At 64.0% G+C, this 14715-nt stretch carries 19 protein-coding genes and 1 pseudogene; 16 read left to right on the top strand and 4 right to left on the bottom strand.

Features of this window, described 5'->3' with window-relative positions:
• Positions 1-64: 64 nt before the first annotated feature.
• From MVA47_RS06305 to MVA47_RS06295, 3 genes are all read left to right on the top strand, one after another.
• A complete protein-coding gene (locus tag MVA47_RS06305) occupies positions 65-301 on the top strand; it encodes a hypothetical protein (RefSeq protein ID WP_030168661.1) in 237 nt (78 codons plus the stop codon).
• 255 nt (positions 302-556) lie between these two features.
• Positions 557-844 (top strand): hypothetical protein, encoded by a 288-nt coding sequence (locus tag MVA47_RS06300; RefSeq protein WP_247207138.1) that lies wholly within the window; start codon positions 557-559, stop codon positions 842-844.
• A 44-nt stretch (positions 845-888) separates the two neighbouring features.
• The gene (locus tag MVA47_RS06295) at positions 889-2100 is read left to right on the top strand and encodes an NAD(P)/FAD-dependent oxidoreductase (RefSeq protein ID WP_247207137.1); all 1212 of its coding nucleotides are present in this window, start codon (positions 889-891) and stop codon (positions 2098-2100) included.
• Here the strand turns inward: MVA47_RS06295 and MVA47_RS06290 are convergent.
• Positions 2084-2953, bottom strand: coding sequence for an ATP-grasp fold amidoligase family protein (locus tag MVA47_RS06290; RefSeq protein WP_247207136.1), 870 nt, complete (start codon positions 2951-2953; stop codon positions 2084-2086). The genes MVA47_RS06295 and MVA47_RS06290 overlap by 17 nt on opposite strands.
• A 39-nt stretch (positions 2954-2992) precedes the next feature.
• On the opposite strand from MVA47_RS06290, the gene MVA47_RS06285 reads away from it, so the two are divergent.
• On the top strand, positions 2993-3424 hold the full coding sequence (locus tag MVA47_RS06285; RefSeq protein WP_247207135.1) for a nuclear transport factor 2 family protein: 432 nt from the start codon (positions 2993-2995) through the stop codon (positions 3422-3424).
• Between the two features lie 176 nt (positions 3425-3600).
• On the top strand, positions 3601-4572 hold the full coding sequence (locus MVA47_RS06280; RefSeq protein WP_247207134.1) for an intradiol ring-cleavage dioxygenase: 972 nt from the start codon (positions 3601-3603) through the stop codon (positions 4570-4572).
• Here MVA47_RS06280 and MVA47_RS06275 read toward each other — a convergent pair.
• Complete coding sequence (locus MVA47_RS06275) at positions 4569-4922, bottom strand: hypothetical protein (protein ID WP_247207133.1); 354 nt, start codon at positions 4920-4922, stop codon at positions 4569-4571. The genes MVA47_RS06280 and MVA47_RS06275 overlap by 4 nt on opposite strands.
• A gap of 112 nt (positions 4923-5034) precedes the next feature.
• Here MVA47_RS06275 and MVA47_RS06270 point away from each other — a divergent pair, with 112 nt between their 5' ends.
• From MVA47_RS06270 to atzF, 7 genes are all read left to right on the top strand, one after another.
• Positions 5035-5499, top strand: a complete 465-nt coding sequence (locus MVA47_RS06270) for an SRPBCC domain-containing protein (protein ID WP_247207132.1) — start codon at positions 5035-5037, stop codon at positions 5497-5499.
• 47 nt (positions 5500-5546) lie between these two features.
• A complete protein-coding gene (locus MVA47_RS06265) occupies positions 5547-6212 on the top strand; it encodes a GntR family transcriptional regulator (protein ID WP_247207131.1) in 666 nt (221 codons plus the stop codon).
• 84 nt (positions 6213-6296) lie between these two features.
• Positions 6297-7649 carry a nucleobase:cation symporter-2 family protein gene (locus MVA47_RS06260; RefSeq protein ID WP_308280499.1) on the top strand — a complete coding sequence of 451 codons (1353 nt, stop codon included), beginning with the start codon at positions 6297-6299 and terminating at the stop codon, positions 7647-7649.
• The gene (locus MVA47_RS06255) at positions 7646-8728 is read left to right on the top strand and encodes a ring-opening amidohydrolase (RefSeq protein WP_247207129.1); all 1083 of its coding nucleotides are present in this window, start codon (positions 7646-7648) and stop codon (positions 8726-8728) included. Before MVA47_RS06260 ends, MVA47_RS06255 begins: the two co-directional genes overlap by 4 nt.
• The gene (locus MVA47_RS06250) at positions 8725-9432 is read left to right on the top strand and encodes a cysteine hydrolase family protein (RefSeq protein WP_247207128.1); all 708 of its coding nucleotides are present in this window, start codon (positions 8725-8727) and stop codon (positions 9430-9432) included. Before MVA47_RS06255 ends, MVA47_RS06250 begins: the two co-directional genes overlap by 4 nt.
• A 2-nt stretch (positions 9433-9434) precedes the next feature.
• Positions 9435-10088: an alpha/beta fold hydrolase gene (locus MVA47_RS06245; RefSeq protein ID WP_247207127.1), complete on the top strand. Its 654-nt coding sequence runs from the start codon at positions 9435-9437 to the stop codon at positions 10086-10088.
• Positions 10088-11809: an allophanate hydrolase gene (gene atzF, locus MVA47_RS06240; protein WP_247207126.1), complete on the top strand. Its 1722-nt coding sequence runs from the start codon at positions 10088-10090 to the stop codon at positions 11807-11809. The genes MVA47_RS06245 and atzF overlap by 1 nt, the downstream gene beginning before the upstream one ends.
• 26 nt (positions 11810-11835) lie before the next feature.
• Here the strand turns inward: atzF and MVA47_RS06235 are convergent.
• Positions 11836-12063: pseudogene (locus MVA47_RS06235) on the bottom strand (alpha/beta fold hydrolase); the annotation flags it as partial.
• 169 nt (positions 12064-12232) lie between these two features.
• Between MVA47_RS06235 and MVA47_RS06230 the strand changes: the two are divergent.
• Positions 12233-12448 carry a zinc-ribbon domain-containing protein gene (locus tag MVA47_RS06230; protein ID WP_030168620.1) on the top strand — a complete coding sequence of 72 codons (216 nt, stop codon included), beginning with the start codon at positions 12233-12235 and terminating at the stop codon, positions 12446-12448.
• Positions 12449-12452: 4 nt separating this feature from the next.
• Here MVA47_RS06230 and MVA47_RS06225 read toward each other — a convergent pair whose 3' ends face one another.
• Positions 12453-13259: a MerR family transcriptional regulator gene (locus MVA47_RS06225; RefSeq protein WP_247207125.1), complete on the bottom strand. Its 807-nt coding sequence runs from the start codon at positions 13257-13259 to the stop codon at positions 12453-12455.
• Between the two features lie 145 nt (positions 13260-13404).
• Here MVA47_RS06225 and MVA47_RS06220 point away from each other — a divergent pair, with 145 nt between their 5' ends.
• The 3 genes from MVA47_RS06220 (at position 13405) to MVA47_RS06210 (ending at position 14691) form a co-directional block, all read left to right on the top strand.
• Positions 13405-13758 (top strand): nuclear transport factor 2 family protein, encoded by a 354-nt coding sequence (locus MVA47_RS06220; RefSeq protein ID WP_247207124.1) that lies wholly within the window; start codon positions 13405-13407, stop codon positions 13756-13758.
• Positions 13759-14027: 269 nt separating this feature from the next.
• Complete coding sequence (gene tatA, locus MVA47_RS06215; RefSeq protein WP_247207123.1) at positions 14028-14294, top strand: Sec-independent protein translocase subunit TatA; 267 nt, start codon at positions 14028-14030, stop codon at positions 14292-14294.
• A gap of 214 nt (positions 14295-14508) precedes the next feature.
• Entirely contained in the window at positions 14509-14691 is a 183-nt protein-coding gene (locus MVA47_RS06210) for a hypothetical protein (RefSeq protein ID WP_247207122.1), read from the top strand.
• Positions 14692-14715: the final 24 nt, after the last annotated feature.

Here is a 14715-nt window from a genome sequence, read left to right as displayed (position 1 = left end):
TGTCGACATGTCCGCCGATCACCACCCAAACGCAGAGCGGTATCGCAGCACGGGGGTTCGGAGCATGAAGGATCCGAAGCTGATGCTGAGTGTCGCCAATGCCATCGAGGAGCGCGCCGACTGGACCCGCACCATCCAAGGTGTCTCCATCGGCATGTGGTTTGCCGTCGCGGTCCGTCCGGGCGCGTGCGGGTCACTCCTCAGCGGCATGGCCGCCATGTACTTTCCGGAGACCGAAGTGTTCGGCGACCCGGGTAAGGCGTTCTACGCCGCAGTGCAGGAGGCCCTGGTGATGAGTTGACCCGCAGCCGGCCGTGCGATCGCCTCGGTGAGGAATGTGTTGCCTGATCGCCGTTCATTGCGCCGCTGACCCTCGCAGCATGGCATGGACCACGACGAGGTGGTCCGATGTCATCCTCGAACTCCGTTCCCGCAGCATCACCTGGGACCGGAGACGGTGACGCATGGCCGAAATCGACTGAACACCCAGGCGCAGGTGCCAGATCATCGAATATCTCTTAGGCTGACTCATCACCACACGTTGAGGAGAATGCCGATGGTCGACAAGGGCCGGGAGTCGACTGCATCCGACATCCCTCTGTCGGACGCCGACGAGTCCGCAGGCGAAGCAGTCGCGGAGGCCGTCACTGCAGTCCACCTCGACGACCACCGCTTCGAGATCCCGAGTCAGTTGGCCACAGAGATCTTCGACCAACTCGACGCGTCCATCGACACCACCCGCGCCGTGATGCTCACGCTGACCGACGATGCGTGCATCATGATCGCGCCCGACGACCCGATGGTCATCTTCGTTCAACGCGATGCGGTCGACACCGGTGCGTGATTCGCCGACGGGTGGTCACCGAAGGTTCTGGGTACAGGGCCGATATGACCCCAGCAGCGAGCACAGCGGACCAGTACTTCGACGTCCTGGTCATCGGCGGCGGTAACGCCGGGATCAGTGCCGCGGCCCGGCTAATCAAGAAGGGCATCACCGACGTCGCCGTCATCGAGCCGCAGAGGGTCCACACCTATCGGCCACTGCTGTCGTACGTGGGCGGCGGGCAGGCGACGTTGAACGACGCCGAACGAACCCAGCGATCGGTGACCCCCGAGAAGTGCACATGGGTTCAGGACACCGCGATCTCGGTTGATGCGCCGTCGCAGTCGGTGTTGTGCGCGTCCGGCCGTACCTTCCGATACCGAGACCTGGTTCTCGGGCCCGGCCTCGTCCCGGATGCTGACGCACTACCCGGTGTCGACGCGGCCCTCGAATCCTCGGCTGTTGCCAGCAATTACGTGGACCGGGCCGAGGAGACATGGGAGTTGGTCAAGACCATGCCCGCGCGGGGACGGGCCTTGTTCACCGTGCCTCGCGCGCCGGTGAGCTGTACCGGCACCACGCTCAAACCACTCTTCCTGGCTGCAGCCCACTGGCAGAAGACCGGCCGACTGCCCGGGGTCGACATCACCCTGGTGGTCGACCGTCCCGAGTTGCTGGGTGTGCCCGACCTCGACGGCCGGCTGTACAGCCTGCTAGCCGACCTCGACGTGAGGGTGTTGCGCAATACAGCGGTCACCGAGCTCGATCCCGAGGGTCGGCAGATAGCGGTGACGGAGGGCACCGGGTCGGTCGAACGACTGCCCTACGACATGCTTCACCTGGTCCCGCCGTTCCGTGGGCCCCTGTGGGTCGAGTTGTCGGGACTTTCCGGCTCCGATCCCCGCGGTCTTGTCGACATCGACCCCCACACGTTCCGCCATCACACGTACCCCGACATCTGGGCTGCAGGAGACGGGGCCGCGGTGGCCACTGACCCGTCCGGCGGTGCGCTGCGCCGGCAGATCGCAATCCTCGTCGACAACCTGATCGCTGCCCGCGAGGGAAAAGCGTTGGCGGAGTACGACGGATACACGGTCGCGCCCGTCGCCATCGACGGGCACAGGCTGATCGCCGGTGAGTTCGACCGGGCAGGCACCGTCCAGTCATCGTTACCGTCGTTTGTCGACCCGCTCAAACCACGACGATCGGCATGGGCCTTCGACCGCTACGGACTGCCGCAGATGTACTGGAACCTGATTCTCAAGGGTCGGCTCTGAGGTCGGGCAACGTCCACCAGCTGCCGAGTTCTTCATCAAAGGAATCCGGCGAGTACCTGCCGAGCCCACTCATCGGATAGGCGGTGGTTTCGCCGAACCACACGTGTCCGTCGACGTCGTACAGATCGACGCGGAGGAAGTCGAATCCGTGCGCGATGCGTTCGGCGATCGCGATCATCTCCGAGAGGTGGGGCGGCGCAGGCACCAGTGGGAGGTCCTCTGCCCCGGGATGTGTCGCAACCCGATTCCACGAGGTGTCGTAGTACGAAGCCCGCGGATCGGCAACTCGATCGGAGACCACCAGCACATAGCGGGCGACGCCGGCGAAGACGAAGAACTTGTAGTCCGAGGGTAGGGCATCGGATGTACCGATCCGCTCTTCGACCAGGATCCGCGGTGTGGCCCGGCTGTAACCCCACTCGCCCATGAGCTGCCAGTTCTCGTTGTCGAGCCATCCGTCGGTCCGGTCGAGCAGGTCGTCGATGTCGGGTTGCCCATGGCCCACGATGATCTTGCCGAACCGGTGCGCCGGCTTCAGGATCCATCGATCGGGCAGATCGACCGAGCCCAGGTCCCGCAGATCGGTTCCTGCCCAGAGGGTCTGCGGAACCCTCACAGAATCTCCGGCGGTGGCAGACGCCAGTTCTTTCATGGCCAACTTGTCGCACGTCGGGGCCAGCAACTCGCGGCGGTCGTGGCGCACTCGCCAGTTGACCTTGTCGGTGAAACGTTGTGGATTCCGCAGACGCGGCAGGCGTCGGTGAAGGGCACCATAGAACAGAATTCGTCTCGGTGTCAGCGGAATTCGCATGATCGCGGCGAGCGCGACCCGCGCTACGGTGGTGTCAGACATCGGCATCAGACTAGCCCCCCATGGCGGAAGAGGATTACTTTGCAGGACATCACGATCCGGGATTGGTTCGAGGGCTGGCGTCAGCTGATCGTCGACGTCGACTACGACAAGGCCCGCACGATGTTCGCTCCCGACGTCGTCGGCTTCGGGACCTACATGCGACTGGTCCGCGGCATCGACGAGTTGGAGAACGAACAATGGCGTTCGATATGGGGCCGTATCACCGAGTTCCATTTCGACCTGGATTCGATGGTGACCGGGACGTCTGATGACAAGCTCACCGGCTGGGGGCTGTGCCTGTGGACCTCTACCGGCTACGCCGAGAACGGGACGCCGTTCGAACGGCCGGGCCGCTCGACGGTCTTGCTGACCCGATCAGACGTCGACCAACCGTGGCAGGCGATACACACTCATCTCTCACTGGTTCCCGGCACACCGCCACGAACCTTCGGGCCACCGCCCGCCGGCTGAGCAGCCCACTCGAAACCGTTGTGGCCGCACGTTCCTCGGTACCCACTCAACCCCGCAGCGGCTGCCGCTCACCGTGGGTGGGCTCTTCGCAGCGGCCGTCCAGCTGATTGCCAGGTTGTCGATCAAGACTGATGTCACCCGGTTGACGATCGAACCGGATCAGCAGAGGAGGCAACATGACACGGCGCAGGCAACGTGATTCGACACCGACCTACGAGGGTCGCCGACTGCCCCGGCCCGCCGACGAGGTGGTCGACCAGGGGTTGGCTTTCGACGTGGATACGTTGTTCAGTCGACGCAGGATGCTCGCAGCATTCGGATTGGGTGCAGCCACCGTCGGATTGGCGGCGTGCGGAGGGTCGAGCAACTCGAACTCGGCCACCAGCTCTGCGACGACGCCTGCATCGTCCACAACAAGCACTGCATCATCGACGGCGCTGACCGAAATTCCTGACGAGACCGCAGGCCCATATCCCGGGGACGGGTCCAACGGACCCGACGTCCTCGAACAGAGCGGCATCGTCCGCACCGACATCCGGTCCAGTTTCGGAGAGTTCAGCGGTACCGCTGACGGCGTACCGATGACCTTGCAACTGACGGTCTCCGACCTCGCCAACGGAGGTGTTCCACTGGAGGGCGCGGCTGTGTACGTGTGGCACTGCACGCGCGACGGTGGATATTCGCTGTACTCGGACGGGGTCACCGACCAGAACTTCCTGCGCGGCGTCCAGATTGCCGATGCCGACGGAAAGGTCGAGTACACCAGCATCTTTCCCGCTTGTTACAGCGGACGCTGGCCTCACATCCATTTCGAGGTCTACCCCGACCAGAACAGCATCACCGATTCCACCAATGCCATCTCCACCTCGCAGGTCGCGCTTCCACAGGATGCGTGCGACGCCGTCTACGCGACCGCGGGGTACGAGGATTCCGTGGCCAACCTCGCCCGGGTCGGCCTCGACAGTGACAACGTCTTCGGTGACGATTCCGGGGCCGCACAGCTGGCGTCGGTGACCGGCGACGTCACCGGCGGGTACACAGTTGCCCTGGCCGTGGGGGTCGACGCCACCACCGAACCCGCGGGTGGCCAGATGTCCGGGGGCGGTGTCCCACCCGGCGGAATGCCGAACGGTGGCCCGACGGGCTAGCTCGTGCGTCCGTCCACCAGCGCGTCACGAAGCTGCAGGACCGCCGCTTTGACCCAGATGTTGGCCCCGAACCCGCCGTGGCTGTTGAGGTAACTGGCGCAGAGCTCGGGCATCGTCGGTGCGTACGCAGCCAGCTGTGCGTTCACTGCGGCATGCAACGTCGCCGAACTCACCGTCGCCGAGGCCGGACAGTGCCGGTCGATGAGGGCCATGTACTCGGTGAGCATCTCCGGCGTCACGCTGCCCGTCTGATCGCCGAACGCGGCCGCTGACATTTCTTCGGGTAGTTCAGCCAGCATGATCAGCGCCAACGGGTTGTCCGCCACTGTGAGCGCACGATGTTGGGTCATACGTTCAGTGTGCACGTGTTCACTCGAAATGCATATCGGTTCGAGTGGGCAGACAGGGTGGGTCTACGCGGGCGGCCTTGCCGTGTCACCGATTCTTAGGCAGTGTTGGGGCATGAGCGAAAACACGAAGGTCACAGTCGAACGCACCATCGATGCGCCCGTCGACGCAGTTTTCGACGTTCTCTCCAACCCTGAGCGGCACCAGGAGCTCGATGGTTCGGGGTTCATCCGCGGCGTGGACCACGCCGATCGGATCCAGCAGGTCGGCGAGGTGTTCACCATGAACATGCAGGGCGATCACATGGGCGGCGAGTACAAGACCGACAACCACGTCTCCGGTTACGCGAAAGACAAGTTGCTGGCATGGAAGACCGCGCCCGCCGGTACGGAACCTCCCGGCTGGGAGTGGTTGTGGGAGTTGGAGTCTCAGGGCCCCAACGAGACGCTGGTCCGGCACACGTACGACTGGTCCAAGGTCACCGACAAGAAGCTCCTCGAGCAGGTGAAGTTCCCGCTCGTCACCGAGGACCAGTTGGCCGACACCCTCGCGCGACTGGCCGCAGCGACTGCTTCCTGACCTCACCGAGCAGGTCACGAACCCCCGGCTGCAACTATCCTGACCGGATGCACCCCGACTCGGATGTCGCCGCTGCGATGACAAGAGGGCCGGCGACCCGGGAAGCGATCGCTGCAGCGATCCGCAACGACGTCCTCGACGGAAAGCTGCAACCGGGCGACCGTCTCCCGGAACCCATGCTCGCCGAACGATTCGGGGTGTCGCGGGTACCGGTCCGAGAGGCGCTGTCGCAGTTGCAGAGCGAGGGATTTGTCAACCTCGAGCGCTATAAGGGCGCAACTGTGTCAGGCGCGTCCCGGGCCGACGCGATCGAGTTGATGCAGGTCCGCCGAGGTCTGGAGGTGTTCGGTGCCCGACTGGCTGCCGAGCGCATCGGTGGTGAGTTCGCTTCCGAACTGCGCCTCGTCACCGAGTCGGGAACACAGGCCGAGCGGTTGAAGCACCACGACCAGGTCCCTCCTCTGGTGCTTCGTTTCCACACGCTGATCGCCGAGGCTTCCGGGAACCGAGAACTGGCCCGCACTCTCGAACACACGCTGCGGCGCATCGCGTGGGTCTTCGACCGCGACGTGGAGAGCAGGGCCGACGGATGCTGGCGTGACCACACGGCGATTGCCGGTGCCGTTCTCGACGGCTCCTCCTTTCAGGCGGGTTACTTGATGGATGAGCACGTGAAGAAGGACGAAGATCTGGTCCGACAATTGATCAGGTAGAACTTCGTATACGAACCTTTGGCCGTTAACTCGAACGTAATGGTTGATAACGGTTGTGACACACGGAACGTATACGAATTGTCCATGCGAAACTTCCTTCCTACCCCGACGCGAACGCCGAGCATGTCCGGCCTATGGCGCACGGGAGCCTTTGGCGCTCAGCATGTGATCGTCATGTACACGGGGTGCGTCACCGTTCCCCTCGTCTTCGGTGCGGCCCTTGGGCTGGACCAACGCACCATCGGACTGTTGGTCAACGCCGACCTGCTGATCGCCGGCATCGTCACCATCATCCAAGCCGCCGGCATCGGCAACATCCTGGGTGCGCGGATGCCGGTCGTGGCAGGCGCCTCGTTCACAGCCGTCACCCCGATGATTCTCATCGGGCAGGAGTACGGCCTGAATGCGGTGTACGGGTCGATGATCGGTGCCGGGATCTTCGCTCTCCTCATGGCGGTGCCGTTCTCCAAGCTGTTGCGGTTCTTTCCTCCGGTCGTGCGCGGTGCAGCGGTGACGATGATCGGGTTGTCGCTCATCGGCAAAGCAGTGTCGATGATCTTCGACGACGGCCCGGCCGACGGCGAACGATTGCCGTTGGCTTTGGGCATCATCATCGTCGTGGTCGCCCTGATGCGCTACGGACGTGGATTCATCAGGCAGGCAGCCGTTCTCACCGCTCTGATCCTCGGAACCATCGCGGCTGCGGCGATGTCGATGACGGACTTCTCCGGTGTGGGCGACGCAGCGTGGTTCGGGATCCCGCAACCCTTCTTCTTCGGCGCACCGACATTCCCCATTGCCGGGATCATCTCCATGAGCATCGTGATGATCGTGATCTTCATCGAGTCGACCGCCTACATGATGGCGATCTCCGAGACCACCGGCATCGACGCGGACCCTCCGCGTATTGCCCGCGGTCTGGCCGCCGACGGTGCGTCCGCAGTACTCGCGGGACTATGGACCTCGTTCCCCGACACCATCTTTGCGCAGAACGTCAGTCTCGTCCGGATCACCAAGATCGCGAGCCGTGCGGTCGTGGTGTTCGCCGGTGCGCTCCTGATCATCTTCGCGCTGATCCCCAAGCTCGGCGAGACGATCGCGAGCCTGCCGGGGGCAGTCATCGGATCGGTCAGTCTGGTGATGTTCGCACTCGTCGCGGGCACCGGCATCAGCACCCTGTCGAAGGTGGACTACAGCAACAACGACAACCTGATGATCGTCTCGCTGGCGTTGGGCGCAGGGATGATCCCGGTGGTCTCCAAGGACATCTACACCGACTTCCCCGCCGAGGTGCAGATCATCTTCGGCAACGCCATCAGCAGCGCTGTGATCACCGCATTTGTCCTCAACATCGTCTTCCATCACCTACCGCCACGACGACGTGGCGACGACACCCCGACCGCTGAACCGACGACGAACAAGGAGGTCGTGGCATGACCGGAGTCCGCCTGCTCACCGCGCCCACCACGGGGCCCGACGACATCAGCGCCCTCGAGCTGTTGGCCGACAACGGATTCGGCACCGATGATGTGCTCGCCGTGGTCGGAAAGACCGAGGGCAACGGTTGCGTCAACGACTTCAGCCGCACGCTTGCCTCTGCGGTATGGGAACCCCACCTCAAAGAAGCTGCGGTGACCGTGTTCTCGGGAGGCACCGAAGGTGTCATCGCACCGCATGTGAACCTACTGGTGGCCGACGATCGGGTCGATCCCCGTCATCAGCGTGGTCTGGTCGCCGCCGCAGGAACCACCCCGGCGATCCCCCCGGCCGAGCTGGGGCGCGTCGCGCACATGGAGTCGGTCCGCGACACAGTGGCCAAGCTGGTCGCCGAACTCGGCATCGCAGACGACGATGTGCACCTTGTCCTCGTCAAATGTCCGCTGCTCACCTCCACCGACATCGCCGGACTGCGTGTCATGGGCGTCGAGCCGGTCAGCGACGACACCTATGAGTCGATGGCGCGTTCACGCGCAGCGAGTTCGCTGGGAATCGCCCTGGCGCTCGACGAGATCGACACCGACACCGCACTGGCTGCACTCGAGGGACGGCGCCACGCCTGGTCGAACCGGGCGTCAGCAAGCGCCGGAGCCGAACTGAAATCGTGCCACGTGCTGGTGGTCGGCGAGAGCGACAAAGCCGCGAACTCGTTGCGCGCCTTGCACACCGAGATGAAGGACGCCTACGACCTCGATTCGCTTCTCTCCGCTGCCGCTCTGGTGTCCGAGCGTGGCGGCCGAATCCGGCAGCTGTTCGTCAAGGCCGAAGCCGATCCCTCCGGAACCATCCGCAACCTGCGGCACACGATGCTCACCGACTCTGACATCAACGCGACGCGCCACGCACGGGCTGCTGTCGGCGCCCTTGTTGCGGCCATCAAAGGCGACGGGGCGGTGTATGTCTCCGGAGGCGCCGAACATCAGGGACGACCCGGGGGCGGCAGCGTGACCATCGTCTACGAAGTCGACCCACCCCGATTCACCCCTTACAACACCACTTCGGAAGGCATTGCTCGATGACCACCCACGCCGTTGACGCTCATCCCTACGCCTGGCCCTACGACGGTGTTCTCGATGTCGGACGCACCGCGCTGTTACTCATCGACTGGCAGGTCGACTTCTGCGGACCCGGCGGATACGTCGATTCGATGGGTTACGACCTCTCGCTGACCCGTGCGGGCCTCGCGCCGACCGCCCGAGTACTCGCTGCGTGTCGCGACGCAGGAATGCTGGTGATCCACACCCGCGAAGGGCACCGCCCCGACTTGATCGACCTTCCGCAGAACAAGCGGTGGCGTTCGGAGCGCGCGGGCGCGGAGATCGGTTCGGTTGGACCGTGCGGACGCATCCTTGTGCGCGGCGAACCCGGGTGGGAGATCGTCCCGGAGGTCGCGCCGCTGCCCGGTGAACCGATCATCGACAAACCCGGTAAGGGAGCCTTCTACGCCACCGACCTGGACCTGATCTTGCGCAGTGCGGGTATCACGAACCTCATCCTCACCGGGATCACCACTGATGTCTGCGTCCACACCACCATGCGGGAGGCCAATGATCGTGGCTTCGAGTGCCTGGTGCTGTCGGATTGCACCGGCGCCACCGACCACGGCCACCATGTGGCGGCGCTGAGCATGATCGCGATGCAGGGTGGGGTGTTCGGCGCGACTGCCACTTCGGACCAGTTGTTGTCGGCGCTGGGCTCGAGTGTACCGCTTGTCGCCTCATGACCATGCAGTTGAGAGCCGTCTTGCTGTGTGGCGTGGCCGTGGACCCGCCTGTATGGGAGCAGACGTCCACGTTGTTGTCCGAGAGAGGCTTTCACGTCGTGATCCCGCAGCGGCCCCGTTCCGGCAACCTGGCGACCGAGGTCGATTTCCTGGCGCCGTTGTGTGACGGCGCGGTTGTCTTCGGCGTCAGCGGCGGGGCGACGTTGGGCTTGGAGTTGGCTGCCCGCGGTGTCACGATGACCGCGGCGGTCCTGCACGAACCGGCGGCCGGGTCTCTGATGCCGGGATTGCTGGACCCCGTCGTCGCCGCGTTCGACGAAGACGGGGTGCCGGGTTTCGGCCACGAGCTCTACGGTCCCGGGTGGGATCCTTCGATGACCACATCGAGCGGGGAGACGGTTGCCCGAGAACTCGCCATGTTCCGCCGATTCGAACCTCGCCCCTTCACCAACAGTTCGTCTTCGGTCACCCTCACCGTCGGAGCCAACTCACCGCGTGCGCGCCATGAGTCCGTCCATGCACTGGCGGTCGCCCTCGACCTGGAAGTAAGGGTTCTGCCCGACACTTCTCACGCCGCACACCTGGACAACGCCTTTTCTCCCCTGATCGAGGGGTTACAGCCCATGGTTCATGTGCACAGTGCTGGGAGTCGATGATGACCGAACGAGTTGACGCGTTCTTCGATGCAGTGGACACACTCGATCGGTCCGAGATCTGGATCGACCTTCTCGCCCGAGAGGACGTGCGCATGGCCGCCGCGGCAGCGACGGGCCCGCTCGCCGGAATGCTGTTGGCAGTCAAGAACAACGTCGATGTCGCCGGACTGCCGACCACCGCCGGATGCCCCTCATACGCCGATGCGCCGGCGAGCGTTGACGCCGACGCGGTCGCACGCCTACGGGCCGCGGGGGCGACCGTCGTGGGGTCGACGAACATGGACCAGTTCGCCACCGGATTGGTCGGGCAGAGAAGCCCGTACGGAGGTGTCCGGGACGCGCGACGACCAGACCACATCGCGGGTGGTTCGAGTTCAGGATCGGCGGTGGCCGTCGCACTCGGACTCGCCGACATCGCGATCGGTACCGACACGGCCGGTTCGGGCCGGGTGCCGGCAGCGTTCGGAGGCGTAGTCGGGATCAAGCCCACCCTGGGTCTGGTGTCCACGCGAGGGCTGGTGCCCGCATGCCGATCGTGGGATGCGGTGACCATCATGGCCCGAGACATCGAGACTGCCAACACGGCCATGGGTTTCATGGCCGGAGGCGAGGGCACACGCGCTCTCCCCCACGACGTACCGCTGGCCGCGCCTCCCGTTCCGCGCATTGCGATACCGCGCGAGTTGCCGGCGATGTCCCCGGGCTGGAGTGAAGCCTTTGACCGAGTCGTGGACCGACTGCGCGCGGACGGTGTTGTTGTACAAGCAATTCCATTCGAACCATTTCTCGAGGCAGCACGCCTGCTCTACGAGGGTGGACTTGTCGCCGAACGCCACGCGGCTGTCGGAGCCTTCGTCGACACGCATCGGCACGCAGTGGACCCCACCGTCGGTCGCGTGATCTCGGCTGCGGGAACAGTGACGGCGTCTCAGATGGCGCGCGACCTGGAGCGGCTCGAGCGTCTGCGCGCCGAAAGCGTTGCGTTGCTGTCGGATTTCGACGCGCTGCTGGTTCCGACCGTCCCTGGACATCCATCGATCGCAGCGGTCGAGGACGACCCGATCGGCGTGAACTCGTGGCTCGGCACCTACACCAACTTCGCGAACCTGTTCGACATGTGCGGTGTCGCCGTTCCCGCGGGAACCGCCGGGACCGCCCAGTTCGGGGTCACTGTGCTGGCGGGCGCCTTCCACGATGCTGTCGCCCTCGATGTGGCCCGCCGAGTTGTCGAGACGCCAGAGTCGGTGGCAGCTGCGGGTGCAACACCGCCGTTGTCACAAGGGGCGCCGTGGATCGAATCCATCGGCGCATCGTGGTCGGACGTGTTCGTCGTCGGCGCACACCTACCAGGTCAACCACTCGAGCACGAGATGACAAGCCGCGGAGCGCGATTCGTGGGTGCCGATCACACCGCCCCCAACTACGGCCTCTATGCCCTGCCGACCACGCCACCCAAACCGGGACTGGTGCGCACGATCGACGGCGGCAGTTCGATCACCGGAGGCGTCTGGCGGATGGCCCCGGCCGAACTGTCGTCGTTTCTCGCCACGTTGCCCGCGCCGATGATGCTGGGATCGGTGCAGCTCGCAGGCGGACGGTCGATGATCGGATTCAGTTGTGAGCGTGCGGCGTTGTCCGACGCTACGGACATCACCCGGTTCGGTGGATGGTTGTCGTACCGGGCAGCGAAACCGGCAATCGCCAGTGCGCGACATCCCTGAGGAAGGCCTTGGCCGGGTTGACGACGAACTGACCGGAGGTCGTAGGCAGGGTTGTTCGGGTCGAGGGTGGTCGACGTCCCTGAGTCACGCAGGTCGTAGCACACCACGTGCCGACCACCTGTTGCGAGGCGTTCACACAGTGCGTCCGGCCACGACAACATCGTGGTGCCGCCGACCAGGAGGATCAGCGGGTCTGCCTCGCGGCCGAATCTCTCGATGCCGAGTTGTACACCGTTGGCCTGCACGGAAGTCATGCCCGAGCGCGTTGCACCTGTCATATGCATTCCTGCCTGTCGATACCCAGAGGGGTAGACCGTGGGGCAGCACAGAAGTCATCGGCCGCGCCACGCCGCCATCTGATCAGCAGCACCCCGATCGACCTGCAACCACTGCAGACAACCGGCCGGCTTCGAAGGAAGCTATATGCTGGGCTTCGTGTTCTTCATCTTTGGTTTCGGCACGAAGCAGAAACACCTCGGCCCGGGGCAAACCCGCACATGCCCGCACTGCAACAACACCACGCAGTGGGCACGGATCAGGCAGTACCAACAATTCACGTTGTTCTTCATCCCGATCGCGCGCTGGAAACGGCGCCAGTTCGAGCAATGTGGCATCTGCGGCACCGTCGCCGCGGTGTGAGTGGTCAGTTCCTTGTGCTCGAAGCAGTGATGGGCCAACCGATCTCGGTTGTCCCGTCTCGTCCGGGAGTGCCTTCGAGGTAGGTTTCTCGCACCGGACCGGGTGCGCCGATACCGTGTTCGTTGACGTAAGCGCCGAGGTCTGCGTACACCTCGCCGATGGTCGCATCGCTGCCCCGGTGCGTCGCCACCGCCAGCGTCGCGGCCGGCAGTGATTCCAGTACGGCGCGGCCGCCTTCGGGCGGTGCACTCGAGGGCGCAACCGGTTGAAAGAGAGCGCATTCGCCGTGTTCGTCCAGGAACAACTCGGTCGACCACAGTCCACCGCGCGGCCCATCGGTGGTGATTCTCGACCGCGTGACAGCGTCATCGAGGCCCGCGTTGGCATTTGTGAACCAAGCACCCAGATCCGCCAGATCGATGCTGCCGCGGATGACCAACGCAGACATGCTCGCGATGTTCCGTCGTTCGATCTGCACCCGCTGTGTTGGGTCCGTCAACAATCGACGAAGCGACTCCACCGCGGACTGCGTGTGCGCCAGCCGTTCTTCCATGCGCTGCAGATGGTCGGCGATGATGGCGTTCTTTGCTTCTTCGCCGGATGCCTGCAGCGCTCGGTGGATTTCTTCGACAGGCATGTCGAGCGAGCGGAGATGGTGAATGACCCGTGCATCCTCGATCTGTCCCCGACCGTAGTAGCGGTACTGGTTGTTCGGGTCCACGGCGGCGGGTTCGAGCAGGCCCACACGGTGGTAGAACCTGAGCGCCTTGGCACTGAGGCGCGTCGCGCGGCTGAAGTCACCGATGGTCATCAAACTGGGCACCATTTCAGTCTCCCCCTTCCCCTGAGGGGAACCTCAACCTTCGCGGTGACGTCGCCGGGTGTTGACCTTCCCCTGGGGGGAACGGTCAGGGTGGGGTCCGCAACCAACATCACGCGCGAAAGGAACCATCGAGATGACATCCGAGACCACTGACCTGCCGACCGCCGTAACCGAGTACCTCCATGCCGCCCCGGACGCCGATCCCGCGGCCCTCGCGAACCTGTTCGCCGAGGACGCCATCGTGGTCGACGACGGGAAGACCTACCGGGGACGCAACGAGATCGCCTCCTGGCGTACAGAAGTCGCGCAGTCGTTCAGGTACACCACAACGCAGTTGCGAACCGAAGAGCGTGCCGACGCATTCGTTGTGATCAACCGCATCGAAGGAAACTTCCCAGGCGGCCGAATCGACCTGGCGAACCGATTCACGGTGGACAAAGCAAAACAGATCAGTTCCTTGACGATCGAGCCGGCGACAAAAGGCTAGCCCTGCCGAAGACTACGGCCGCGTTCCCCGCCGCCGCCGATTTACGACGAGCCACCCGACCGCGGCGAGGACAAGTCCGCCTGCGACAACTCGTCGCAATCCGCTAAAAGGATTCTCAATATTTCTTGTGACTGCCGCCACAACGTGCTACTCATGTTACATAGAAACAGTTCGCGTATCACTGAGACTGCCGGGGTGGCATTAGAACATGTCCACAACTAACAGAATTACGCACTGGCGCGAGAAATAGTCAGTACACAGGGGGATCAATGAACGCTCTTCAACCGTGGCATATCGTTCTCGTCGTTGTTGTTTTCCTGATTCTCTTCGGATCGCGAAAACTACCCGACGCCGCACGCGGACTCGGTCGCTCGATGCGCATTTTCAAGAGCGAGATCAGCGAGATGAACAACGACGACAAAAAGGCCGGAGACACTGCATCACAACCTGATTCGCATCCCGCTCTCGACAGCGGCGACGCCGTGAGGGCAGGTACCGATCCGGAACACACCAGCCGAATACAACGGCCCGCATAGGCCATGAGTTCCCGGCCCAGAACCGTATCAAATACGAAAGGAGAAACATGCTGTCAACATTCTTTTACCTCATCGAAGTCATCGGAAACACTTTCGGCGTTATCGCGCAGGCTGTAGCAACCGGAAGCGCCGGATGAGCATGCCCGTATCGCAGGCCGCCACAGATATACGGCGACCTGCGGTGCGGCCGCCGTCAGAACTACGAGGGCAGGCAATGTCTTCCGCTATTGAACCCGCCTCGGTGAACACCCCGCCACCGCCGCCGGCCCGGTCGCAGACCGGAGATCCAGAGATGTACAGCCACGGCAACCCGGCCACTGGCGGCCCGTTGAGATCGCTGATGGCCACGCGCCGCAATGTGGCCCACTGGTTGCTTCCCCGGCGACTGTCCGAGTGACCTCCATCCCGTGAGCAGCCCAGC

This window comes from Williamsia sp. DF01-3 (assembly GCF_023051145.1).
Lineage (GTDB): Bacteria > Actinomycetota > Actinomycetes > Mycobacteriales > Mycobacteriaceae > Williamsia.
The sequence above is the reverse complement of the archived record's forward strand: the minus strand, read 5'-3'. Positions and strand labels throughout refer to the sequence as shown.